The organism is Bacillus sp. SD127 (assembly GCF_058566445.1).
Window position 1 is genome coordinate 3487172 of the sequence record NZ_CP191226.1, and the last position, 24369, is coordinate 3511540.

Here is a 24369-nt window from a genome sequence, read left to right on the forward strand (position 1 = left end):
TAAATCCTTCACCTTATGAATAATATGTTGGTATGCATTGGTGATATATGTTAGGAGGAGAATCATTTGGCTATTGCCGCCCCACTGAAGGAAAAAACTGTTCAAAAACCCGGCACCACCGTGTATCCGATTTTGTTTATCATCGGAATCTGCCACATGCTCAACGATTCGCTTCAGGCTGTGATTCCGGCCATGTTCCCGATTTTGGAACGCTCCATGAGTTTGACGTTCACACAGCTTGGCATCATCGCTTTTACGTTAAACATGGTGTCATCCGTCATGCAGCCTGTCGTCGGCTGGTATACGGATAAACGGCCGCGGCCGTACGCCCTGCCGATCGGGCTGACTGCCAGCATGCTCGGCATATTGGGCCTTGCATTTGCCCCGTCATTTATTACGATCTTGTGCTGTGTGTTTTTCATCGGATTAGGTTCCGCTATTTTTCATCCGGAAGGCTCCCGTGTGGCTTATATGGCCGCCGGCACAAAACGCGGGCTTGCCCAGTCCATTTATCAGGTCGGAGGAAACTCAGGCCAAGCGATGGCGCCCCTGATTACCGCGCTGATCCTTGTTCCGCTCGGACAATTCGGTGCTGTCTGGTTTACACTTGTAGCCGCGCTCGCCGTTATGTTTCTGCTTTATATTGCAAAATGGTACGCCGCTCGGCTCGGCAGTCTTGCACAGAAGCAGGGCACCCAAAAGAAAGCCGCTGAACAAAACTCGTCTGTCACCAAGTCCGTTATAACCGCTCTTATTATTATTATCTTTTTGATTTTCGCGCGTTCTTGGTATACGAGTGCGATCGGCAACTTTTACACGTTTTACGCGATGGATACATATCACGTAAGCATTCAGCAGGCTCAGAGCTATATTTTCGTCTTTTTGCTGTTTGGCGCTGTCGGAACCTTTCTCGGCGGCCCGCTCGCAGACCGTTTCGGAAAACGAGTTGTCATTCTCGGCTCGCTGCTGTGCTCAGCGCCGCTGGCGATTCTGCTTCCATTTGCCGGACCGGTTCTGGCCTATGGCGTACTCGCTTTGATCGGCTTGGTTCTCATGTCGAGCTTTTCCGTAACAGTTGTGTATGCACAGGAGCTTGTCCCCGGAAAGATCGGCACGATGTCCGGTTTAACCGTCGGCCTCGCCTTCGGTATGGGAGCAATCGGCGCTGTGGCGCTTGGCGCTCTCATTGATGCTGCGGGACTGACCCCGACCATGATTGCCATTGCGTTTCTCCCGATTCTTGGCATCCTTGCGTTTCTTTTGCCGAGTGATCAGAAACTGAGAGAATGGCATAGCTGAAAAAACCCCTGCCGCCTGGCAGGGGTTTTTTAATCAAGCTGTATAAAATGAGTGTCCGGCACCGCGTGCTTCGGGATAAAGCCGTCCGCAAAGTCCGGAAATGCCGTCTGTATTTCGTCAATCCACCTTTTCAGGTTTAACATATACGGCATATAAATCATTTCAATTGTCGCTTCGTCTTCAATGCGGTAATACCAGCAAAGATTAAATTCGTTCTCCGTCACCAATGTGAATCCGGAGAAATGATAGAAAATCAGCGGCGTTTCATCTAGATAAACGCGGCCGTCCTTTTGAGTCACCTTATAGTTTTCTATATTCCAAAGCGCCGTATTGGCTCCGGTTGATTTGACAACATGCACACCCTGATACTGCGCCGGCCACTTCTCCACATACCTTTGATCGCCGTACGTCTTTCTTTTCGTATTCATTTCCACCGTGCAATATTCAATGCAATCCTGTCTCCACTGCCACACCGCTTTATAGGCTTCTTCCGTATTCCGGGCGCCGACAAAGCCTGTGTTAAAACGCCCGGTCCGCTCATAATAAGACATGAACCGCGGCGAGTTGCGGTGATCAGTCAAATACAGTGAAGCCGCCGGATTTTCGGCAAAAATACGCGCTGGATCAGAAAAGAAAAACAGATCGGTATCCATATGGGCATAATATTCGGCGTCATCCCACTGGCTCATGACATGGAACAAAAATGCGGGCTTCAGTGTCCAGCAATACTCATGGAACGTTCTGTTGCTTTTCGCTTCCAATAGCTCCGGATCTTCCATTTCATGAAGCTGCACAAAGGTGACATGCTCCCATGGCACGTGCTGAAGCAATTCATATGCCTTCTGATCAACACACAGCACATATAAATGAAAATCATCACAATGCTCATGGAGGGAATGAATCATAGGCATCAGTTTAAAGATGTGCGTCCTTGACACTATTGTTGAAAAATGAAATTGACTCACCATACCACATCCATTTATCTAAGATCCACGTGCAGTAAATCATTGACAAGCGCATACAGTGCATTGGCAAAATCGTTCACGCCAAGCTTCTTCTTCGCTTTTGGCAGAAGCTTTTGAACGGCTTGCAAATCAAAGCTTTTCGCAGTCACCCGCGGTGTTTTTTTCTGCCAATCCGGGTCCAGATTGCGATCCTTCACGACATGGAGCAGCTCAAGAAACAGATGCAGCAGCATGTCGTATTTCTTCGAGTCCAGCAGCTTATGAATATCAGCCATGATCCTGTTGGTCATGTCCGGAGGGAATGGGCCGTTAAAGGCAAGATGAACGTCTAATGACTGAATGTTGTTATATTTGTCGCACATATAGGCAATGTTTGCTCTGATATCGTCTACTGACTGACAATTGCTCGGGTGCTCCTGATGAACGCTGACAATATCGCGGTGCAGCCTGAACGTGAGTCCGGCCTGATGGAGCCTGATCCCAAGATCATAATCCTCAAACCCGTACCGCACAATGCCTTCGTCAAACAAACCGAGATCAGCCACATGCTTTCGTTTTACTGATGAATTGTTTGTGATAAAAAAACGCCACGGCATATGGTAGCCCTTTAAGTCATCGCCGTATTCATCCAGTATCCGCTTCAGCACGTCAATAAAATCGGTATCAAGGTCAAAGCTTTGATCCAGAAAGCTTTCGTTTTTGATATCCGCTTCCGCCAGAAGCTTTTGTTTGTCTTTTTTCGGCATTTCATCATATAATTTTGCGAGCTGCTTCTTATGTTCATCTTCAAAGCGCTCATAATAATAGCTGTAGATCCTTTTCCAAAATAAACCGCACACGACAAGATTCTCTTCGTTTTCATGCGCTTTGATATGCTTTGCCACAAGATCCTTGGCAGCAAGCATATCGCTGTCATGGAATATCAGAATATCTCCTCTGGCATTGCGGACCGCCTGATTTCTTCCGTATGCAATGCCCCTGTTTTCTTTAATCCGTACAAAAATCAGCGGAAAGTCCGCTTGAAACGATTTGAGCATCGAGAGCGTCCCGTCCTCAGAGCCATTATCTGCTACGATGACCTCAAACTCTTCATCGCACTCCTGCTGGTTTAAAGACAGAAGGCTGTTATAGAGGCGCTCCTTTGAATTATATGCAGGAATAATAACGCTTGCTTTCACTTCATTTTCACTTCCTGTATTTAATCATTTATTTGTTATCATCTTTTGAAGCAAAACCGTTAAATTCAGGGTCAAGCGCTTTGATATGCTGAATGATATGCGGCAGGGTCTGCTGGTACAGCTCATGCACAAACGGCAGGTCTGTGCGTGTTGTTTCGTGAATCTGTTTGATTTCATTGATGCTGACGATTCGATATCCGCTGAAATGATAGAAGATCAGCGGGTTTCCATCTTCCAGCACAATTCGGCCATCCTTCCAGGAAAACGTATGCTGTCCGTAATTCCAATGGCCGATGTTCACACCTGGTGTTGTAATGTCACACACATTCGGAAACAGCTCAGACATATAATCCAAATAGCCCTGATCCCCGAATTTCCCTTCACCCGGCGCATTTTTACACTCCTCAAGACAGCGCTCCTTCCACCACTCCAGACAGTCCGTTCCTGCTTTATCATGTTTAAAGCTGATAAAGCCCGAGTTATATCTGCCTAACAGACGCTGCAGCATATCAATTTGCTCTCTCTCAAAGGAAGGGATGATAATATCGCCCCGGGAAAGCAGCACCGAGCAGTCCGGCTGGTTCGCAAATATCGGTGACGGGTCGGTGTAGAAAAATAAATCTCCGTCAATATACGTCACCCGTTCCAGCTCGGGATTGCTGTTCAGCACAGCTTGCAGAAAGATCGGCTTCATCGTCCAGCAGTATTCGCTTTGATCCCGTGTATCCTTCAGCTTCAGGAGCGTTTCATTTTCAAGCGCTGCCACCGGTACAAGTGTCAGCTGCTTCAGATTCAATTTCCGCAATACGCGGTGCGTGTCATCATCCATACAAAGCGTAAAAATGGGGCTGTCTTGATCGACTTGCGCTAAAGACTTAAATAAGGCGACTGCCTGATATAATCTTCCTTTTGATAAAACGGTGCAATAGGCGCTCGTCACGGTATGTTCACCTCATTTCGCGTTACTTTTTGAAGAATTCTGTATACCACGCAATGGTTTTTTCAAGTCCTTCATCAATGGTGTAAGCAGGTGTCCAATTCAGCAGCTTTCTCGCTTTTTCCGCAGATAAATATTGGTGCTTGATTTCATTGCTTCCCTGATTCAGCACCTTCGGCTTTAGATTACTGTTCATTTTCTTTAATATTTTCTCGACTAACTCAAGTACAGTCAGCTGAATCTCATTGCTGAAGTTAAAGGCTTCCCCGGCGAGATTGTGTTCCTCCATTTTCTCCGCCAGAAGCAGATAAGCCTGAACGGCATCTTCAATATAGAAATAGTCGCGGACAAAGGTGCCGTCACTGCGGATTTCGGGAGCTTCCCCGTTCAGCACAAGCTGAATCGTCTGCGGAATGATGCGGTTGAAGTTCAAATCTCCGCCGCCGTACAGATTTCCGCAGCGTGTAATACAGACCGGCAGGCCATAGGTGTGAAAATACGTATGGCTGATCAGATCCGCGCAGCTTTTCGATACGTCGTACGGATGCTTGCCTTGCAGCGGCATATCTTCATCGTACGGAAGGTTTTCTTGATCACCGTATGCTTTATCGCTTGACGCGACAATGACACGCTTGATTAACGGATGCTTCCGGCAGGCCTCAAGAACATTCCACGTGCCGAGAATATTCGCTTCAAAGGTTGAAACCGGGTTGCGGTTCGCTACGCCGACAATCGCTTGTGCAGCGAGGTGAAACACCGTGTCGATTTCATACTCGCCAAGCGCGCGTTCAATCACGGGCAAATCTTCAAGAGCGCCCTGCACGATGTTCATTTTCTTCACATGTTCTCCCTGATAAAGATTGGACTGAGGCACATGATCTCTGACAAGCCCCGTCACGTTTGCGCCCTGTTCGATCAGCTCTTTCACCAAATAGCTTCCTAAAAGACCTGTACAACCCGTGACAAATACGTTTTTATTTTTCCAGAAACTCAAATCAGTTCACCATACCTTCCATACATGTTGTCCTTGATCCCACAGCTTGTTGACTTCCAAAAGATTTTTATACGTATCGATTGCCGTCCAAAATCCGTAATGGCGATACACGGCAAGTTCACCGTCTTTCGCAAGGTTCTTCAGCGGTTCATCTTCGAACATGGCGTTTCCGTCCTCCGGCAAATAATCGAAAACCTTTGGATTGAGAACGAAAAATCCGCCATTGATGATGCCGTCACTCGATGTCTTTTCAGAAAATGTTTTCGCTATGCCATCCTCAACCGTCAAGGTGCCGAACTGCGAGACTTTATCAATGCCGGTGACAGTCGCGGTAGCACCCTTTGTCTGATGATAGCTGATGAGATGAAAAAGATTGATATTGGCCAGCCCGTCCCCATAGGTGAGCATAAACGTTTCATCGCCGATGTAGTCCTTCGCCTGCAAGATTCTTCCGGCTGTCAGCGTGTCTTCCCCTGTCTCCAAAAATGTGATTTTCCACGTTTCAGGCTGTCCCAGCATCTGCACCTCTCCTGTAGAACTGTCGAGCGTGAGGCTGTTGTGCTTCCATTCGTAGTTCAGAAAATATTCTTTGATTTTTTCTCCTTTGTAGCCTAAAAGCAGAATAAACTCGTTCACTCCGTAGTACTGATAGATTTTCATAATATGCCATAGAATCGGTTTTCCGCCTATCATGGCGAGCGGTTTAGGAAGTTCATTTGTGACCTCACTCATTCTCGTTCCTTTTCCGCCGCAGAGAATGACCGCTTTCATCTCTACCCCTCATCTCTATGAATATTGAGTTCGAAACCTTGGTACCTCCGTACAATCTATCAAGGCATTTCCCCGATAATTTGTCCGATTCCAATACCGGTTTCAAAATCTACTGTAATGATATGAGAGAGAGGCGGCCTTGGTGACCAAATGGAATCTATTTTTTCAACTTGGTTATGTAACCACACAAAAAAAGAGCCCTGAGCGCGGCAATGCGCCCGCTCAAGGCTCTTCTTTGTCTTATTCGATATCTTTTTCCTTGCCGTAATGATAATCAGAAGGATCAACGGCTTGAAAGTCACTGAGTTTGTGGAATCTCAGCAAATCTTTGTAAAGGACACTGTCTGAAAGCTTCAGCTGCTGTGTCACTCTCGTTTTCAGGTTCTTCGTATCTTCATTCGCTTTTACTTCTTTACCTGTCTTCGTATCATAGATGATATTGTCGACAGATGTGTACTTCGGCGTTACAAAGTCGCCGTTTCTAAACGCCACTGTGTCGTCGTGGTCTTTAGAGAATAAATCGGTACCGAAGTTGATATATTTCTCAGAATCAATACCTTGCAAGTGAAGAAGTGTCGGCATGACGTCAATTTCGCCGCCATACGTATGGTTCACTCCGCCTTTTTTGCCAGGAATGCGGATCATCAGAGGCACACGCTGGTTTTGCGCGTTTTGATAATCTGTGATCTCTTTTCCGAGAATTTCTTTCATCGCGCGGTTATGGTTTTCAGAAATCCCATTGTGGTCACCGTAAATCATGATGACTGAGTTGTCATACAGACCTGCTTCCTTCAGTTCCTTGAAGAATTGCTCAAGGGACTCATCAAGGTAACGGGCAGTCTGGAAGTAGCTGTCGACTGTATTATCGCCAGTCGTCGCTTTCTTAATCGTCGCGTCTTTTTCATCCAAGTTAAACGGATAATGGTTTGTCAAGGTAATCAAATGCGCGTAAAACGGCTTTTTCAAAGATTCAAGTTTTGGAATCGATTCTGTAAAGAACGGCTTATCTTTGAGCCCCATATTAATGATGTTTTCTTCTGACATGTCATACGTGCTTGCGTCGAAAAATTTGTCATAGCCGATATGTTTGTAAATCTGATCGCGGTTCCAGAACGATTTGTAGTCACCGTGCAGGACGGCGCTTGTATAGCCTTCCTTCTGATCCAATATCGCAGGAAGCGACTGGTATGTGTTTTCGCCTTTTGTTACAAATGCGGAGCCTTCCGGAAGGCCGAAGATCGAGTTATCCATTGTCAGCTCGGCATCAGATGTTTTACCCTGACCTGTCTGATGGAAGAAGTTATCGAAGTACGTGACGTCTTCGCCTCCGTGGGCCAGTTTATTTAAGAATGGCGTAACTTCCTCACCGTTCAGCTTGTAATCAATCAGGAACGACTGGAAGCTTTCCAGGTGAATCTTAATGATGTTTTTGCCTTTGGCAGAACCAAAGTACTCAGCGTTCGGCTTCGCGTAATGTGACGTCGTGTAATTCTCGACACTTGTCAGATCATCGCTGCTTGCATACGCTCTTTGCGTTTCTGTTTGAGCCGTCTGCACACCGTCATAAATGGTGTAATTGTATAGACCTAAGTATTTTACGATATAATTGCGGTCAAACGTTCTTGTCAGCAGCTGCGGGCGGTCTTTTTCCGCAAAATGCAGGTTGATGAAAAACAGTGCGACCCCGGAAAGGATCACCAAAGACGCAAAACGTTTTTTCATTTTGAATCCTTTGAATTCAGGTCTCCAGATCAGTACCGCAATCAAGATGATAATATCTAAGAAATAGAAAATATCATGACCGGCCATGATGCTGAAAATACCGTCTCCCATGTTTCCGACGTTACCGGACTGTTTAATGTTCGGGAACGTTAAGAAATCATCAAAGAAACGATAGAATAAAATATTTGCATATAAAATGAACGTCATCACAAAATCAATAATCAGCATGATAATAGCCGATTTTCGCCCTTTCGCAAGCAAAGCCAGTCCTAAAAAGAAGACGGCGCTTGAGAACGGGTTAAACACCAAAAGGATTTCTTGGGTTGTGCCTTTTACCCCAAGGTTAAACTCTGTTTTGTAGGATAAATACGTTTTTGCCCAAAACAGTATAACAGCCAACACAAAAAAGCTAAGTTTGTAAGAAAAAAGTTTCTTCATGGCAACCTCTACTTTCTTAAACACTTTAAGTCTTTATTTACTTTTACCTTCTCTTTTATCCTGTCTTTCAATTCCTTCTTTCCAAACAAAATCAAGGCATCACACAACAAATAAATATACCGCGCTATACCGGGATATTTACGTTTTGCACCATACCATTTCTATTACACCTATTTCAAACCAAACACTGGACGAAAGAAGCCCTCAATTCGTTTCACTTTTTTTCTCGTAAATAAAAAAGGTTTCTTTTGTCATGCCCGCTTTTGGAAAAAAAGAAATAGATACCGAGTATAAGAATAACATAAACTAGCAAAAACGAGAAATAGGTCTTAAGGACAGCCCGCCCATCAGGCGGACTGTGGTTATTGTATGCACAGACGTTTAGCGAGATCACATTTTTTTAAAAAGGACATAACAAAAGGACTGGATCTTTCCAGTCCTTTGTAAAAACAATCAAATCCCTGACCAGACATCCTTTGCATACATGCCTGTTTCCTGCAGATGTTTGAGCCAGTTTTGCGCTTCTTCTTCACTGGTGCCATGAACAGACTGATATGCGTTTTGCAGCGCGGCCTCCACATCAGGCGCCATCCTGCTGCCGTCACCGCATACATAAAGCCGGCCGCCGCGGTCGAGGATCGAAATTAAGGTTTCCGCATGTTCCGCCATGAGGTGCTGAACGTACGTTTTCGGTATGCCTTCTTTACGGGAATAAGCCGTGTGCACAGTAACAATTCCGTCTTGTTCAAACTGCTTAAGCTCATCCCGGTAAATAAAATCGCGGTCATTTCTGCAGCCAAAATAAAGATGGGCTTCGCCGAGCGTTTTTCCCTCGCGTTTTAAAGCTGACCGAGCTTGCAGGAATCCGCGGAATGGCGCAACCCCTGTTCCCGGCCCCACCATGATGATTGGTGTTTCAGGGTCTTCCGGAAGCTGAAATCGGGATTCCGGTGTGCGGACAAACATCACGACATCATCTCCCGCCTTCCGCTCCGCCAAGTCATTCGATGCCACTCCGCGATATTCGCCGCGGCCGCTCCAAGCCGGCCCGCGCACAACGCCTACAGTTATCGAGGCTTGTTCCGGATTCACCCGCGGAGAGCTTGAAATCGAATAATACCGCGGTTTTAACGGGCGTAAAAGCTCTAAAAACCGTTCAAACGGCATTTCACATGCTTCATATTGTTCGAGCAGATCCAGCATGGAAATCCGTTTTTTCAAAATTTGTTCCTGATAAACGCCCTCTTCCGTCATATCTTCCAATTCACGTTTATGAGGCGGACAGACGGTAAATGCGGCCAGCTCGCGTATTTGCGCCCTAGTTGCCGCTTCCTGCACCTCGACGCTGTAGCTGAGCAGATCATGCAGGCTGACAGGCCGATCCAAAGGCAGATTCCCGGAGCTGCGCCCGCTTGCCGTCAGTGTAACTTGGTCAGTTCCTTTTAAGCCGAATCTGTGAAGAATCCGGCTGACATTTGTCCGGCTGTTCCTTGGCAGAACGCCAAGGTGATCACCTTCCCGGTATTCGACGCCAGAAGGCAGCGCAATTTCAATATGGCGGGTGCTGCGCCCACTGTCTGCGGACTGGAGTTCACGATTTTCCGCAATGGATGCGTGAACCGCTTCATACGACCGGGCTAATGGGGATTCTCCCAGCCCCCTGACAAACTGAAGGCTCAGCGTGCTTCTCTCCTTATCAGCGTTTTCATTAAGCTCGAGTCCGAAGGTTTTGATGGCGTCCGACCACATGCTTTTTTTCCACTGGTCAAGCTGTCCTTCAAAATCACCGCTCACATCGCCCTCTCCGCGTGCAGAAAAACGGGTCGCCCCTTTTTCCGCTAGCTGCTCGTCAATCGTTCGGGGTACGTACTGATACGTGCTTGCCCAGTTATGATCTCCGCAGCCAAACACCGCATAATGGACACCCTCAAGCTCACCCGGCTGTATTTCTTCAAGCCACTGCACAAACTGCCCCGCATTGCTTGGCGGTTTTCCATTGTAGGAAGAGGTGACGATCACAACGGCTCCCTCTTTCGGCAGTTTTCCAATCTGATCGTTCAAGGGCGCAACCTCAGTCCTTACGCCGTGAAGACTGGCTGTATCTGCAAGTTCCCGGGCGACGCCTTCCGCGGTGCCTGTATCAGAGCCGTACAATACGAGTAGCGGCCGGTTGTTGAGACCGATAACCGAAGCACTTTTCGTTTCCTGTTTGCCCTTTTGTTCATCGTCGTGCGCCGCTTTTTCCTCAGACGGAACGCCGGCATGAATCGCTTCCTGATTTCGTGTTTGAACCCGGATGTGAAAATCACCGGGCTTAAGTGTCAGCGTTTGTTTGATATCAAGCTCATAATTCTCATAATCAATCAAAGTGAAATATTTTAAAATCATGCCAAGCACAAGTGTAGCCTCATGCAGGGCGAACTGCATGCCAATACAGGCTCTCTGTCCATTCCCGAACGGCTTGTAGGCATGATGAGGCACTTGGTCCTGATGTTCGAACCGTTCTGGACGGAATTCCTCCGCATCCTCTCCCCATGCGTCTTGATCGCGGTGAAGCTGCGGAATCAAGACAGAAATTCTGTCCTTGATTGTGATCGGATATTTTCCGCCAATGACCGTATCTTCCTTTGGATAAAGGCTGAAAGCCGGAGCCGTCGGCCATAGACGCAATGATTCATTTAAAATCATCCGGATGTATTTCAGGTCAAGCACTTGTTTATAGGTCGGCGCTGCATCCGTCAGCACCCGGTCGACCTCTTCATACGCCTTTTTCAATTTGTCGGGATGCTTCAATAAAAAGTAGATTGCAAACGAAAGCAGGCCGCTCGTTGTTTCATGGCCGGCAATTAAAAATGTAATGATCTGAAAACGGATGTTTTCATCATCAAGCTTCTCCCCGGTCTCCGGATCTTCCACCTTCAGCATCCGGGCGAGCAAGTCTTTTTCATCCTGATCCCCATCCGCCTTGCGCTCTGCAATAATGCTGTCGACTAACGAAAACATCGTTTGTATATCGTGGTGGAATTGGCGCTTTGTTCTGACCATGAGTTTATCCTGAACATCAAGCCGCTGCATCTGGTGCATCGCTTCATCCAGCGCGCGCACCATGCTGTTGATAAACGGATGAGGCGTTTCTCTGTAGTAGCTGTTAAAACGATAGTTAAACCCGCATAGCCCAATTGTGTCCAGCGTCAGCCGGGTCATATCAGCGGGGACATCGACTGCTTCATTCGGATTGAGCCGAGCCCACTTTTGAATCAGCTGAACAGCGATATCAACCATTTTTTCATGATAATCCTTCATGGCCCGCTGGCTGAACGTCGGCATGAGAATGTTGTGCGCTTTTCTCCAGTTAGGCTCATGCGTCCAGCTTGTAAACAATCCGTCACCGGAAAACGCGCGAACTTTTTCCAAAGCGCCTTCAATGCTTTTATCGAAACGCTCTTCATCACAAACTTCTTTTACGAGTTCATGGCCGGACACCACAATTGTCGTGCCCGCCGGTGTGTGAATTTGAAAAATGGGGCCTTGCTCGTCCGCCAATTTGATCAGTGACAGGGTCGGTTTATCTTTATCAATTAAAGGAAGATTGCCGAGCGGTCCAAACGTCTTCGGCTGAGGAATCGGGTTTGTTTCCTTCATCGAACCATTCCTTTCGTATGTAATGCTTTCTATCTGACTACATTTCCCTTTCATGGTGACGATTATTCCATTTCTCTGATTGACGCCTGATCATTGTTTTTTCTATACTTGAGAAGCTGTACAATACGCAAATAAGGTGAGTTCATATATGGATTTTGAAATTCGATTTTTATCCTTTTATGTCATACAGGTGGAGGGCAAGGATGAGCAGGCAAACAAGCAATTCAAGCACTTCCAGACCCTTGATACAGAGGAATTTGAAGAAAGCGAACTGAAGGACTTTCTTGACGGAGAGCTAAAAAAAATCGTCAAACGGAAAGCCGACCGCCATCCGCAGTCCGAGCAGGTGCCGACGAAAATCGGCCATTTTATCGTCGAACCCGGCCACGAGCTGGATTCCAACCCGAACTACAACATGTTCAACCGCGCGCGCCTGGCGGAAACAAAAGAGGACTTTAACGAGCTGAGCGAACAGTTCGTCCGCACGTACCTAGATACAAGCGCGGTCCGCGGCGGTGTGTTCTTAGTCGCTTCGGCTGTGCCGAGAAAGTACTTCGACGAGTCATTTGTCTTCATTATGAAATGTGATTTTGAGCCGAAGGTGGCCCGCATCTCAGACGCGTCTTCCCTCATTAAAAAAGTCGAAATGGCCATCACGACAAAAAACATGAAGAGTATCCAATACCCGTTCATGCCGGAGGAAGGAATGGTCGAGGAAGGCGAGCTGAAAATCCACCAAGCCTCGCACGCCCGCTATTTCGAGGATTTCCTGAAATTCGTTGAGTACGGCGAATCAATGCCGGAAATCATGAAAACCCAGGTCATGAACATGGTGCAGGAGCACGTCTATGAGACATTTGAGGACAACAGTGAAGAGCTCAAGCAGTTTGAACAAGACATCGAAATCTGGGAAGCGAGCGAAAAACGGGAAATCCAAGAACGCCTCGACACGCATCAAGTGATCGAAGCCTCCGCCCAGATCATCGAGCACACGCCGGAAGCCGAGCTGAAAATGAAAGTCGGAGAAACCGAGATTAAGGGATTGCTAGCTGATTTTGGCGAATCGATTCATCTTGCGAAGGTGAACGGGCGCTATGTCGCGCTGATTGAAGCGGAGACGATTTCGTTTGAGAAGGGCAGTTCGCCGGTGGAGTTTTATAAACCGGAGGGGCTGCATGAGGTGATTGAGCGGATACGGAATAAAACAGAGCAAGAATAAAAAGTCCAGAATTCAATTCTGGACTTTTCCTATTTAATATCCTTCTCTCAACACCGCATAACACTCCCCGATCAGCTCTTCCGCTCCCGGCTGGCCTTTCAGCCCGCGGCGGACGATTTCTGAAGATAAGTCCTGCACTTTGAGCGCTCTTGGCGCTCTTCTTTCGTAGTATGCATGAAATGCGGTTTTGATGCCGTCGTGGTTTTTGAGTTCTTCGGCGAGGACCATGGCATCCTCGATGGCCATTGCCGCTCCTTGTGCGAGGGTCGGCGCTCCGGCATGGGCGGCGTCTCCCCCGATGACGACGCGGCCTTTGTACCATGGATCCTGCACCGCAACCTGCTCAAGCTTGTTAAAAATGACGGGATGCTCTTTTGACATATGCTTTGTGACAAAATTGAGCCCCGGAAAGCCTGAGAGGATCTCTTTGACTCTATCAAACCGGGTCTCTTCCTCATCCCAATAATCGCTCGCGCAAGGCTGAAGGACGAAAACATAGCCGGCGTGTTCCGCAAGCGGCACGACGCCGATTTGTGTCTCTCCGCTTCTGTACATCAATGTCGCGTCCTCAAATGTGTAATCGGGAAGTTCAATATAAAAGCGCCACGCCCCCATGCCGAGAAACTCTTTTTCTATTTCTTTTTGCAGCATGGCATCCCGCACAATGGAATGAATGCCGTCAAAGCCCGCCAGAATGTCGGCCTGCATCTTTTCTCCATCATCAAATATGGCAGTAACCGCTTCAGGCGTTTCTTCATAAGCCACAATCTTTTTCCCCCACAAGATCCTTGCACCCGAAGCTTCGGCATGCTTGATGAGAATATCATTTAACGTTTTTCGCAGAATATTATTGCGGCCCGGAAGCTTATCATCTAAGAAAGACTCACTGACTTTGAATAATAGATTCCCCTGCTTATCAAATGTTTTAAACCACGCTGTTTGAAATCCATGCACGCAGCACTCTTCAAATACGCCCAGCTCCTTTAACACCGCCAGTGCGTTTTGCGGCTGGAGAATCCCTGCGCCGGTCTTGCGGTTTTCTGCAGCCGCTTCACATAAGGTGACGGAAAAACCTGCTTTACTGAGAGAAATGGCTGCCGACAGCCCGCCGATTCCGCCCCCCGCAATCAGTATATGTTTCATGTTGATAACCACCTTTTCAGTTCTCTGTATATAGTTAGGTACCTAACTATATTACCTTACTATGTGCGGCAAACAGCTGTCAATCATCTCCAACACGGGTTGCGTTCTGATTTTCCCTCCATTATAATCGTGTCACGACAAACGTACGGGAGCTTATTGTGATGGAATTAAAACATTTACCGAAATACAAGCATATAACAGAACATGCCGAGACGTATTCCAATGTGGACACCGGTTCTCTTGAATTATTTTTATCTTTGTTTGATATTTCGAAAAAAATGAATCATGTGATGGAGCATTATTTCGCCAGACGCGGACTGTCTGAAGGAAAATTTAAAATCCTGATGCTTTTGTTCGACGCAAAGGACCACACGTTAAGCCCGACGGAGCTCGCCAAGCAATCGAGCGTCACAAAAGCAACGATTACCGGGCTGCTTGACGGACTGGCGAGGGACGGATTTGTCCGTCGCAGGCATCATAACGAGGATAAACGAAAAATCAGCATTGAGCTGACAATGGAAGGTAAAGAACGGCTGAAGCAATTTCTGCCCGGCCATTTCAGCAAGATTTCCGCTGTTATGGAAAACTACAGCGATGAGGAAAAAGACATGTTCGTGAATATGCTGGGCGATCTTTTTGAAAAGCTAAGCGTGTTTAAAGACTAAAAAACCCCGTCCGATCTGGACAGGCTACAGCACTTTTTCTTAAGGGACGGTGACAAATATGCCGCTGAACACAAACACAATGCCGATCAGAACAGATGTAAAAATGCCGGACACCTTTGTCAATCCACTGTACATAAAAAAACGCCAACCGTTACAAAAAGCGCCTATCTTAATGACAGGCGCTTTCTGATTAATCATCACTGCTTAAAATGCCAAAGAAGCGAAGCAGGTTGATGAACAAGTTGATAAAGTCAAGGTACAGCGATAATGCCATAACCGGAATTAAGTCCTCCGTAATATCGCGGTGTTTGATTTGGTTCAAATCATACAAGATGTAAAGGGAAAAGACGATGGTTCCAATAACGGAATACGCCATCATCGCCGCGGAATTCAGCGGGCTGAAGATGCTGAAAATGCCAACCGCAATTAGTGCGATGAGCGCTACGAGCAGAAACGACGACAGGAACGATAAATCCTTCTTCATTTTTGCGCCGATTGTGCCGAGCACAGCAAAAATTAAAAATGTAGATCCGAACGCTTCAAGTACCACATAGGCGCCGGCTATTGAAGCGTAGTGGCTGACAATCGGAAATAGGGTAATGCCGGAAACGAAGGCGAATGTATAAACAAACGCATACCCGACCGCTTTTCTTCTGCGCATCCAGAAGGCGATAATAATCATCGCCACTTCAAGGATTGAAAGCGGCAGCATCAAAGCGACAGGAATAAACTGGCCGATGTACAGCCCGACGGTTGCGATCAGCAGTGTAAAGATAAACACTGTCAAAATGCGCTGCATGATCGAATGCTTACTCTCATGAACTGTAGCTTGCATGTCAATAATCCTCCTAAGAAATGATCTTAAAGGTCTATTATATAAAAAATGGATGAAATATGTATATGTTTTAAGGAGAATTTAATGTCGAACAAAAACCTTTTAAACACCTCTTTTACTTCGATTCTTTGCTTTTCAGTGAGAAACGGTGCTTTTCGACCTTCTCAATCTGTGTGACCTGGGAATCGTGTACGGTGATTTGAACGGTGCCGAAATCCAGTGTTTCCAACGAGCTGATAATTTTTTCAATCACTTTCGGATCAACGGTTGTTTTTGAAACCAATGACCTTCCCCCCTGTTCGGTTTTAATTCATAGTATTCTTATAAGAATTATAATATTATGTTTTTTCCAATAAATCAATGGTGATTTCTATTCACATCAAAAAGGCATATGATCACCTCATCAAGGGGCGGTCATATGCCTAATCAGATTTCATCTTAGTTTTGTTCCAATTCCTCAACAATACAGCGGACGCCCATGTTTTCAAGCGCCTGCTTCAGCGTGCCGTATGTTTCATATTCACTGAAATCAAGCCCTAATTGAATGGATGTTTGGGCGACATCCGGCCGAATGCCTGAAAATACGGCTTTGACGCCAAGTAAGAAAAGTGTTTTTGACAGGTTGTACAATTGCTGTGCAACCATTGTATCCACAATCGGGACGCCGGAAAGATCGACAACAAGACTTGTGATTTTTCTCTCAATGCATCGGACCGGCACTGTCTCTAAAATCACCTGCGCACGTTTTGTGTCTACAGAGCCAATCAGCGGCAATATGCCGATTCCATCCGCAATGGAAATCACCGGACAGCCTAATTCACTGATCAATTCCTGCTGAGAAGTGAGCCTCATCAGCATAAATTTTTGATACTGCTCGGAAAACTCAATAATCAGCTTATCGAAAGACTGATTCACAATACGGTTCCAGCGGTCAGCATCCTCATTTGTGACGATATCCCGATGCTCTTTTATAAACGTAACGACAGCATCCCAGAATGCGATTCTTGAATTTGATATGGCTTCGACGACCTCATGCACCGGAACATCTTGCTCTACTCTTTTTTTCGCAACATTCAGCGCCCATTTTGCCATATTGTCTTGAAATTCGGTTTGTTCCTCCAGGAATGCACTTGCGATTGTTATATTCGTAAACGTATGCTGCTCTGTCAAAAGCTTTTTGGTTTCTTCACTTAAATGCTCGGCGGAATATAATTCGCCTTGCAGCTGACTTCGTAAACTGAACCATTTCTCAGTAATGTCAGCCGTATGGTCTATGATATATTGATATAGTTTTTGATCGATATTCACGGTCTGTCTCCTTTTTCATAATAGAAGCTCTTATATTATAAAATTATAAATCGGAATTGTGAATGGGACTAGGGAAAAATGGATTGATTCTGCACAATGAGCGCATGCCAATTCTATCCATAGGCAGATTCACTAATATAAGCCCACTCTCATATCCTGTCAAATGTACAGTTTACTATGAGAAAGGACGTTATGATATGTATTATGATCCATATATGTATGATGGGCCGATCTATGATCCATGGACTCCAGTAGAATATGATTACCGCTACCCAGTTGGATATCCAGGGCCTGGTATCGGCGGAGGCGCCGTACCCGGTATTGGCGGGGGTGCTGGGCCTGGTATTGGCGGGGGGGCCGTGCCTGGTTTTGGCGGAGGCGCTGGGCCTGGTATTGGCGGGGGGGCCGTGCCTGGTTTCGGCGGAGGCGCTGGGCCCGGTGTTGGAGGCGGGGCGCCGCAAGGTCCTCCCCCGCATAAAAAGCCGGCAAAACCGACAAAGCCTCAGGGCTTGCATGGGGCAGCTTATTTAGTTGAACCCGTTCTCATTCAGCCTTGTCTCTTCCGTTTTACCTATGTTTGGTTAACCAACGGCAGCTCATTTTGGTTCTATCCAGTCATTCTTGGAAGAGAATCCGTCGGCGGCTTTTATTGGGATGCCTCACACCACCGCTGGTTTTATTACGCATTGGACACAAAACATATAGATGTCGTAAGCTGCTCATTTTAATGGTAAATCAGCCGGTTCTCCCGGCTGATTTTTCTGTGTTACTTCAGCTTTATAAAGGTTATGATATACATATCTATTGAATTGGAGGTTTCCCTATGATCAAACAAATCGGCACTGTGGCTGTATATGTTGAGGATCAGCAGAAAGCGAAGCAATTTTGGTCGGAGAAGGTGGGTTTTGACATTGTGGCGGACCATCCGATGGGGCCAAACGCAAGCTGGCTGGAGGTCGCGCCCACGGGGGCACAGACTCGTTTAGTCATTTATCCGAAAGCGATAATGAAAGGCGCCGAACACATGAAGGCTTCTATTGTCTTTGAGTGTGAAGACATCTTTGGTACATATGAAAGAATGAAGGCAAACGGCGTAGAATTTCTCAGTGAGCCGAACCAGATGGAGTGGGGCACCTTTGTTCAATTTCAGGACGAGGACGGCAATGAGTTTTTATTGAAAGCATAAGTGTGACGGCGGAGAAAATGCTCCGCCGTGCTCTTTTTTTGACATTGAGAATGAATTTCATTTACAATAACGGATATATGAGCATGATTGGGGAGAGATAAATGTTTGTTCAGTTGAGAAAAATGACGGTAAAAGAAGGCCATGCTGATAAAGTGATCGAACGTTTCAGCGCTGAAGGAATCATTGAAAAACAGGAAGGCTTAATTGATGTGACCGTGCTTGAGAAAAACGTCCGCCGCGGCGATGAGGAAGTCGTTGTCATGATCCGCTGGCAATCCGAGGATCACTGGAAACAGTGGGAAAAAAGCGATGCGCATATCGCCGGGCATAAGGCGAACAAAGGCAAGCCAAAGCCTGACTATATGATCAGCACTGAAGTGAGCATGTATCACGTGAGAGCTGTTAAACAAGGGACTCATCAATAACGAAATAGAGCTTGGGCTATGCCGCAAGCTCTTTTTTCATGAGGATCTGCTTTCTTCAAATGTGATAGCGTACAGCGGTTTATTAGGATGCCATTCAGCAAATAATACATCCTCAATCTTTTCAATCCCCTGCTTTTTCAGCGTTTGCTTCAGCCACTGTTCGTCTACCCCTGCTTCTCGCAGGTTGTCATACACAATCTCCCCATCAAGAATTAACGTGGTGGGCAAAGACACATTTTGCTGCGGAAGATTCATATCTTTTCTCGTCGGATTGCCAAAATCGGATTTCTGAAGAACGCTGACCATCCCGTTTGTTTCTAATATGGCATATTCCACTTCCTGTATGGAAAAGCAGCCGGCCTGCCTTAAAAGGCTCTGCAGCTGATTAATGTCGAGCTTGTTTTTCTTCAGCATTTCATATTTGAGCTTTCCATTATGGATGACGATATTCGGTTCACCTTCCAGGAATTTTCTGGACCCTTTTACTTTTTGGGTAATGAATTCAATCATATAAATCAGCAGCCCCCACAGCAGCGAAGCGAAAATAATCTCTTTGATCTTAATTTCATGATCGTACACTGCATTTCCGACCAGTTCCCCTAAAATCAATGCAGAAATAAAGTCAAACGGAGTGATTTGAGAGAATTGGGTTTTTCCGAGAAACTTCAAAATGACAAATAAAATGCCCAAACCGCAAACTAATTCTACCGCTACATTGAGATAATCTCCCATGTTGATAGCACCTACTTCTTAAGAGCTACTATCATTATGGTCAACTGCACGTTTTCTAAACGGTCACTGCTCCTATTATAATATCGGCTGGTGCTTTGAAAGCATGTCGTCAAAAAGCTGCTCCGCATCACGGCGGTCGAGCGTGACAAGCGGGTCATTGAGAAACGCTTGAAAAGCGAGACCGCGGTCCTTTGTTAGCCCCGCTTCCGCCACTGCCTCCTGATTGGATACGTGTCGTGCCGCCAGCATTTCCACACCCTTCGGCAGCGCTCCGGAAACAATCGGCTGGACACGGTTGCGGGTAATGAATGCGTTTGTTTCCACGATCGCATCTAATGGGAGATGAGCGACCTGGCCTCGATTCGGCAGATTCACATTTGTTACAAGTTCGCCCAGTCCGAGGAGCGCCGCAATGATATTCACGCCCTCTTCTCCTGATGCTTTCCTCTCAACACCCTGTTTTTGCTGTGCCATGTGGTCCGTTTCTTTTTGTTTCCGGTCTCTGTCCTGTTTTCTGAAGGATATGGGTGTCAGGTGAAACTTCCATGTCTCAGGCTGTTTGAGATAACAACCGGGGAAAAACTCAGCCAGATGCCTGTCACCGGCAGCGGGGATGGCACCGTACGTTTCAAATAAATCGAATGCAATACGGTGTGCAGAGCGAAATACACTGTCCTTCCAGCTTTCCCCCTCCAGCTCATAGCCGGATTCGGCATAATGCGCACAGAAATCATGGAAAACTGGCAGCAGATCAATATGCCGGTAAGAAGCTGCTGTGACCCATGTAAAATGGTTAATGCCCAGCACATGAACATGGACGTCTTCACGCCGCTTTACCTCTAGTCCAAGCCTATCTGTAACCATCTCCGCCAGCAGTTTTTGCGTGCCGAATACCTCGTGGCAGCAGCCGAACGCTTTTATGCCCGGAAACACTTTATACAGCGTTCTCGTGCAAACAGACATTGGGTTTGTATAATTGATGACCCATGATTCGGGGGCGTAGTCTCTTATTGCCCGGGCAATTTCTGCAAACATCGGAACGGCCCGCAAACCTCTCATAATTCCCCCCGGTCCGACAGTATCACCAACTGATTGATAGATGCCGTATCGCTCAGGCAGATGAACGTCCGTTTCCATGTCATCCAGAGTGCCCGGCAAAATCGAAATAATCACGATATCCGCACCGGATAATACCTTTTTCAAAGTAGAAACCGCCTCGTACCGCCATCTGCCGTCTCCGCTGTTATTGCCGATGATTTCATTTTTCTGCGCCGCTTCAAAATTCAGATCATAGAGCGCCACCGTGCCTGACATTCGGTCATCAAGGGACAAATCGCTCATCAAGCTTCGGGCCCAGCCTTGGGAACCCCCGCCGATATAGGCGATTTTGATCTGATCTAACGTACTGATATGAAACACTCCCTTTCTCAGCCTTTCACAGAACCGATCAGCATTCCTTTGGCAAAATGTTTTTGTAAAAATGGATAAACCGCCAAAATCGGTATGGTCGCGATGACGATGACAGCAAGCTTAATCCCCTGCTCCGGCGGAATGGTATTTTGCATCGTATCGCCATTGGTCGCCGTTAAGTCCGATAAAATCGTGACCTGGCGGAGCACCATTTGCAGCGGCCATTTTGCACTGTCATTGATATATAAGAGAGCATGGAAGAAATCATTCCAAATTCCGACCGCATAAAACAGCGCAAAGGTGGCAATGACCGGCTTCGACAGCGGCAAAGCGATCCGCCAAAAAACGCCGATTTCTGAACAGCCGTCAATTTTTGCTGATTCCTCAAGCTCCTGCGGCAGCTGCTGAAAGAAGTTTTTGATAATAATGAGGTTAAACGGATTGATCGCCATTGGCAGGATCAACGCCCAATAGGAATCCAGCAATCCAAGTGATTTGACAACAAGATACGTCGGAATCATCCCCCCGGAAAACAGCATCGAGAAAATCACCAGGTTTAAAAGCAGATTCCGTCCCTTCACATGCCGCTTCGCCAGCGGATACGCCATCGTAAAGGTGAAAAACAATTGCACGGCTGTCCCGACTACAGTGATGAAGATGGATACGCCCATACTTCTGATAAACGTCGGTGTCGAAAACACGTACCGATAAGCGTCAAGGGTAAAGGTTTTCGGGAAAATAAAGAAGCTGCGCTGAGCAAGCTCAGCTTCTGTCGCAAAGGAACCGGCGATAATATACAAAAACGGCAAAATGGTAATAGCGCCGACGCCGCCAAGAAACAAAATGTTGCAGACGTCAAATACCCGTCCGGCTTTTGTGTTGTGCATCGTGTGAATGTCAGCCATACCTCTCCCTCCTTTAAAACAATCCTTCTTGATCGAACTTTTTCGCGATGTAATTAGCACCGAAAATTAAGACAATCCCGACAACCGATTTAAACAAACCGACAGCTGTGCTGTAGCTGTACGCGCCTTGGGTAATCCCCATCATGTAAACGTACGTGTCGAAGATGTCAGCCACGCTGCGGTTAAGCGAGTTTGTCATCAAATACACCTGTTCAAAACCGATATTCAAAAAGCTTCCGATCCTTAAAATCAAAAGAACAATGATGGTGCTTCTGATTGCCGGAAGCGTAATATGCCACATCCGCCTAAACCGGCCGGCCCCATCCATAATCGCCGCCTCATATTGCTCCTGATCCACCGTTGCCAAAGCGGCGAGAAATAAAATCGTTCCCCAGCCTGTCTCCTTCCAGATGCTTTGCATGACAATCATCGGCCGGAACCAGTCAGCGTCTGATAAGAAAGAAATCTGATTCCCTGTCAGGCTCATGACCATTTTGTTGATGACCCCTGTATCGACTGTAAAGAAAACAAAGGTGATGCTGACCACGATTGTCCATGAGACAAAATGGGGCACGTAAATAAGGGTCTGAATGCACCTTTTATACACAGCCTTCCTCAGCTCATTCAACAGCAAAGCCAAAATGAGCGGCGCGGGAAAGGCAAAGAGCAGATCAAGGCTTGCCAGCATGAGCGTGTTGCGCAGCAGCCGGAAAAAATCCGGATTCATAAAAAAATCTTTAAAATAATCAAGACCGACCCATTCGCTTTTCCAGAAGCCGAGATATGGCGAATAATCCTTAAACGCGATAAGCACGCCCCACATCGGCAGGTATTTGAAAATCAGAAAATAAAGCAGACCGGGAATAAGAAGAAGATAAAGCCATTTGTCTCTTTTGAGCGCAGCCATCCAGCTGATGCCTTTTCCAGCAGTGAGAACTGGTGCGTTTCCCTTCTTCGGCACCGTTTCCATATCTGTTCTCCTTTCGTGATACCGGTGCGCCCGCTGAACGGCAGGCGCATCGGTTTATTTTGACGATTGATACAATTTGTTTAAGTCCTTCATCAGTTCATTTCCGCCGCTGTTTTCCCAAAGCTTCACCGCATCCTTGAAGCCTTTTTCATCGATTTCTCCGATAATAAATTGTGTTCTTGCATCGAGAATGATGTTGTCCAGCTGGGCTCCTTTTTGGGTATATACATCGGATACAAGCGACTCAGCCGGGTTAAAGACGGCTATTTTTTCTCCTTCAGTGATGATGTCCTTGCGATGCTGGAAGAGCTTTGTTTTCTGATCTTCGATGTAGTACTCGCTTTTCGGGATGGACATGCTGAATTGAGCCAAGCCTCTATGCTCATACAGGAGGGATTTGTTGTTTTTCTCAAGAGAAGTGAATACGCCGTCCTTCAGCTCATAATTACGGCCCTCCACTCCGTTGTTGGTCAGAATCTGTGCTTCCTTATCGTTCAGCTTATCAAGGAAGGACAGCACCTCTTTCAGCTCTTTTTCCGTTTTCACACTTGATTTTGGTATCGCGATCATGCCTGAATATCCTGATGTCGGGAAAGTGCGCTTGCCTTTTGGTCCTTCTACTGTGCCGACGATATCAATGATATCCTTGTTCGACTCATCCGCTTCTTCCATGGCGCTTTGAATTTGCGACGCTCTGGAGCCTGTATCAACGATGACACCCGCTTTTCCTTTTACAACCGGATCATTCCACTTCGCCGAATCCATAACAGCGAAATCCTTGTTGATCAAGCCTTCATCATACAGCTTCTTAAAGAAGGTGAGCGCCTCCATATATTCCTTCGTTGTAAAATCAGGCACCAGCTTCCCGTTTTCAACGCCGTAGCGATTCGGGGCGCCGAACCAGATTTGCAGAACATCCCACGGGCTTCCGTTGCCAAGCCCCATCCATTTCGGCACGACCATGCCGTACGTATCGTCCTTGCCGTTTCCGTCAGGATCTTTTTCCTTAAAGGCTTTCAGCACTTCATAAAAATCATCAAGCGTTTCCGGCATTTCGAGCCCGACGTTTTTGAGCCAGTCGGTTCTGATGATCATACAGGCTCTGATCAAGTCTCTCGATCTGTAGACCCCGTACACCTCGCCATTTACCGAGCTGTTCTTGAGTATCTTTTCATCAGCCTGGCTTACATTCTTGTAGTCTTTTAAATAAGGAGACAGCTCCCAAAAAGCGCCCGCTTTGACAGACTTAATAAAGCCGGCTGACTTATCTTTAATCACAATCGCATGCGGCATCTCTCCAGAGGCCATGACGATGTTAAATTTATCGTTGTAGGATGAATCAGGCACCCATGTGACCTTAATATCTTTGCCTGTGTATTTCTCTAACGCTTTTAATGATGGGCTTTTATCACTCGGGCTTTCCGGTGACAGCAGCGGCGCCATGATGTTGATCGTGTTTTTTGAATCGCTCGCTGAATTGGATGTTTCTGAATTGCTGCACCCGGCTATCATCATGGCAGCGAGCGGTAAAGCGAGCCATTTTTTTCGTATTCTTTTTTTCATGATGCGTAAGTCCCCCTTTTTCTCCTTTTTCATTTCTCCTTTGCCACCCCTAATATAAAGCG

22 protein-coding genes are annotated in these 24369 nt (G+C 46.6%); 6 read left to right on the top strand and 16 right to left on the bottom strand.

The features are described from left to right. Nucleotides 1-66 precede the first annotated feature (66 nt). On the top strand, nt 67-1299 hold the full coding sequence (locus ACQVGS_RS18210; protein ID WP_127695724.1) for an MFS transporter: 1233 nt from the start codon (nt 67-69) through the stop codon (nt 1297-1299). 29 nt (nt 1300-1328) lie between these two features. Here ACQVGS_RS18210 and ACQVGS_RS18215 read toward each other — a convergent pair whose 3' ends face one another. From ACQVGS_RS18215 to ACQVGS_RS18245, 7 genes are all read right to left on the bottom strand, one after another. Further along, on the bottom strand, nt 1329-2264 hold the full coding sequence (locus tag ACQVGS_RS18215) for a glycosyltransferase family protein (RefSeq protein ID WP_106021460.1): 936 nt from the start codon (nt 2262-2264) through the stop codon (nt 1329-1331). A gap of 14 nt (nt 2265-2278) precedes the next feature. After that, entirely contained in the window at nt 2279-3442 is a 1164-nt protein-coding gene (locus ACQVGS_RS18220; protein ID WP_024120529.1) for a glycosyltransferase family 2 protein, read from the bottom strand. 28 nt (nt 3443-3470) lie between these two features. Then, nucleotides 3471-4382: a putative nucleotide-diphospho-sugar transferase gene (locus ACQVGS_RS18225; protein ID WP_106021461.1), complete on the bottom strand. Its 912-nt coding sequence runs from the start codon at nt 4380-4382 to the stop codon at nt 3471-3473. Nucleotides 4383-4404: 22 nt separating this feature from the next. Then, the gene (locus ACQVGS_RS18230) at nt 4405-5373 is read right to left on the bottom strand and encodes a GDP-mannose 4,6-dehydratase (protein ID WP_024120527.1); all 969 of its coding nucleotides are present in this window, start codon (nt 5371-5373) and stop codon (nt 4405-4407) included. Nucleotides 5374-5379: 6 nt separating this feature from the next. Beyond that, on the bottom strand, nt 5380-6144 hold the full coding sequence (locus ACQVGS_RS18235; protein ID WP_151174824.1) for a glucose-1-phosphate cytidylyltransferase: 765 nt from the start codon (nt 6142-6144) through the stop codon (nt 5380-5382). A gap of 240 nt (nt 6145-6384) precedes the next feature. Then, nucleotides 6385-8304, bottom strand: a complete 1920-nt coding sequence (ltaS1, locus tag ACQVGS_RS18240) for a lipoteichoic acid synthase LtaS1 (RefSeq protein WP_151174823.1) — start codon at nt 8302-8304, stop codon at nt 6385-6387. A gap of 453 nt (nt 8305-8757) precedes the next feature. Next, nucleotides 8758-11946, bottom strand: coding sequence for a bifunctional cytochrome P450/NADPH--P450 reductase (locus ACQVGS_RS18245; protein WP_151174822.1), 3189 nt, complete (start codon nt 11944-11946; stop codon nt 8758-8760). A 148-nt stretch (nt 11947-12094) separates the two neighbouring features. On the opposite strand from ACQVGS_RS18245, the gene ACQVGS_RS18250 reads away from it, so the two are divergent. Next, a complete protein-coding gene (locus ACQVGS_RS18250; protein ID WP_095714392.1) occupies nt 12095-13165 on the top strand; it encodes a DUF3900 domain-containing protein in 1071 nt (356 codons plus the stop codon). A gap of 33 nt (nt 13166-13198) precedes the next feature. On the opposite strand, the gene ACQVGS_RS18255 is transcribed toward ACQVGS_RS18250, so the two are convergent. After that, the gene (locus tag ACQVGS_RS18255; protein ID WP_106021465.1) at nt 13199-14308 is read right to left on the bottom strand and encodes an FAD-dependent oxidoreductase; all 1110 of its coding nucleotides are present in this window, start codon (nt 14306-14308) and stop codon (nt 13199-13201) included. A gap of 161 nt (nt 14309-14469) precedes the next feature. On the opposite strand from ACQVGS_RS18255, the gene yetL reads away from it, so the two are divergent. Continuing rightward, nucleotides 14470-14973: a transcriptional regulator YetL gene (gene yetL, locus ACQVGS_RS18260; protein ID WP_127695732.1), complete on the top strand. Its 504-nt coding sequence runs from the start codon at nt 14470-14472 to the stop codon at nt 14971-14973. A gap of 190 nt (nt 14974-15163) precedes the next feature. Here the strand turns inward: yetL and ACQVGS_RS18265 are convergent, their stop codons facing one another. The 3 genes from ACQVGS_RS18265 to ACQVGS_RS18275 all read right to left on the bottom strand — a co-directional run bounded on the left by ACQVGS_RS18265 (nt 15164) and on the right by ACQVGS_RS18275 (nt 17116). Beyond that, complete coding sequence (locus ACQVGS_RS18265; RefSeq protein WP_010333322.1) at nt 15164-15808, bottom strand: Bax inhibitor-1/YccA family protein; 645 nt, start codon at nt 15806-15808, stop codon at nt 15164-15166. A gap of 115 nt (nt 15809-15923) precedes the next feature. Continuing rightward, nucleotides 15924-16091 carry a YezD family protein gene (locus ACQVGS_RS18270; RefSeq protein ID WP_024120518.1) on the bottom strand — a complete coding sequence of 56 codons (168 nt, stop codon included), beginning with the start codon at nt 16089-16091 and terminating at the stop codon, nt 15924-15926. A gap of 155 nt (nt 16092-16246) precedes the next feature. Further along, the gene (locus tag ACQVGS_RS18275; protein ID WP_024120517.1) at nt 16247-17116 is read right to left on the bottom strand and encodes an STAS domain-containing protein; all 870 of its coding nucleotides are present in this window, start codon (nt 17114-17116) and stop codon (nt 16247-16249) included. A gap of 197 nt (nt 17117-17313) precedes the next feature. Between ACQVGS_RS18275 and ACQVGS_RS18280 the strand changes: the two genes are divergently transcribed. The 3 genes from ACQVGS_RS18280 (at nt 17314) to hmoA (ending at nt 18727) form a co-directional block, all read left to right on the top strand. Continuing rightward, entirely contained in the window at nt 17314-17844 is a 531-nt protein-coding gene (locus ACQVGS_RS18280; protein ID WP_491830322.1) for a hypothetical protein, read from the top strand. A 95-nt stretch (nt 17845-17939) separates the two neighbouring features. Then, a complete protein-coding gene (locus tag ACQVGS_RS18285; RefSeq protein ID WP_106021468.1) occupies nt 17940-18302 on the top strand; it encodes a VOC family protein in 363 nt (120 codons plus the stop codon). A gap of 101 nt (nt 18303-18403) precedes the next feature. After that, entirely contained in the window at nt 18404-18727 is a 324-nt protein-coding gene (hmoA, locus tag ACQVGS_RS18290) for a heme-degrading oxygenase HmoA (protein WP_024120514.1), read from the top strand. 36 nt (nt 18728-18763) lie between these two features. On the opposite strand, the gene ACQVGS_RS18295 is transcribed toward hmoA, so the two are convergent. From ACQVGS_RS18295 to ACQVGS_RS18315, 5 genes are all read right to left on the bottom strand, one after another. Further along, entirely contained in the window at nt 18764-19459 is a 696-nt protein-coding gene (locus tag ACQVGS_RS18295) for a DUF421 domain-containing protein (protein ID WP_024120513.1), read from the bottom strand. Between the two features lie 75 nt (nt 19460-19534). Then, entirely contained in the window at nt 19535-20878 is a 1344-nt protein-coding gene (gene lplD / locus ACQVGS_RS18300; protein WP_487446373.1) for an alpha-galacturonidase LplD, read from the bottom strand. Nucleotides 20879-20886: 8 nt separating this feature from the next. After that, nucleotides 20887-21774, bottom strand: coding sequence for a carbohydrate ABC transporter permease (locus ACQVGS_RS18305; protein WP_095714388.1), 888 nt, complete (start codon nt 21772-21774; stop codon nt 20887-20889). A 13-nt stretch (nt 21775-21787) separates the two neighbouring features. Then, entirely contained in the window at nt 21788-22744 is a 957-nt protein-coding gene (locus ACQVGS_RS18310; RefSeq protein ID WP_024120510.1) for an ABC transporter permease, read from the bottom strand. 54 nt (nt 22745-22798) lie between these two features. Further along, nucleotides 22799-24307, bottom strand: a complete 1509-nt coding sequence (locus ACQVGS_RS18315) for an extracellular solute-binding protein (RefSeq protein ID WP_491830323.1) — start codon at nt 24305-24307, stop codon at nt 22799-22801. Between the last annotated feature and the right edge of the window lie 62 nt (nt 24308-24369).

Coding starts and splice junctions, on each gene's coding strand:
- ACQVGS_RS18235 (WP_151174824.1), bottom strand. CDS start 6,144: ATGAAAGCGGTCATTCTCTGCGGCGGAAAAGGAACGAGAATGAGTGAG.
- ltaS1 (WP_151174823.1), bottom strand. CDS start 8,304: ATGAAGAAACTTTTTTCTTACAAACTTAGCTTTTTTGTGTTGGCTGTT.
- ACQVGS_RS18245 (WP_151174822.1), bottom strand. CDS start 11,946: ATGAAGGAAACAAACCCGATTCCTCAGCCGAAGACGTTTGGACCGCTC.
- ACQVGS_RS18250 (WP_095714392.1), top strand. CDS start 12,095: ATGGATTTTGAAATTCGATTTTTATCCTTTTATGTCATACAGGTGGAG.
- ACQVGS_RS18255 (WP_106021465.1), bottom strand. CDS start 14,308: ATGAAACATATACTGATTGCGGGGGGCGGAATCGGCGGGCTGTCGGCA.
- yetL (WP_127695732.1), top strand. CDS start 14,470: ATGGAATTAAAACATTTACCGAAATACAAGCATATAACAGAACATGCC.
- ACQVGS_RS18265 (WP_010333322.1), bottom strand. CDS start 15,808: ATGCAAGCTACAGTTCATGAGAGTAAGCATTCGATCATGCAGCGCATT.
- ACQVGS_RS18280 (WP_491830322.1), top strand. CDS start 17,314: ATGTATTATGATCCATATATGTATGATGGGCCGATCTATGATCCATGG.
- ACQVGS_RS18285 (WP_106021468.1), top strand. CDS start 17,940: ATGATCAAACAAATCGGCACTGTGGCTGTATATGTTGAGGATCAGCAG.
- hmoA (WP_024120514.1), top strand. CDS start 18,404: ATGTTTGTTCAGTTGAGAAAAATGACGGTAAAAGAAGGCCATGCTGAT.
- ACQVGS_RS18295 (WP_024120513.1), bottom strand. CDS start 19,459: ATGGGAGATTATCTCAATGTAGCGGTAGAATTAGTTTGCGGTTTGGGC.
- ACQVGS_RS18305 (WP_095714388.1), bottom strand. CDS start 21,774: ATGGCTGACATTCACACGATGCACAACACAAAAGCCGGACGGGTATTT.
- ACQVGS_RS18310 (WP_024120510.1), bottom strand. CDS start 22,744: ATGGAAACGGTGCCGAAGAAGGGAAACGCACCAGTTCTCACTGCTGGA.
- ACQVGS_RS18315 (WP_491830323.1), bottom strand. CDS start 24,307: ATGAAAAAAAGAATACGAAAAAAATGGCTCGCTTTACCGCTCGCTGCC.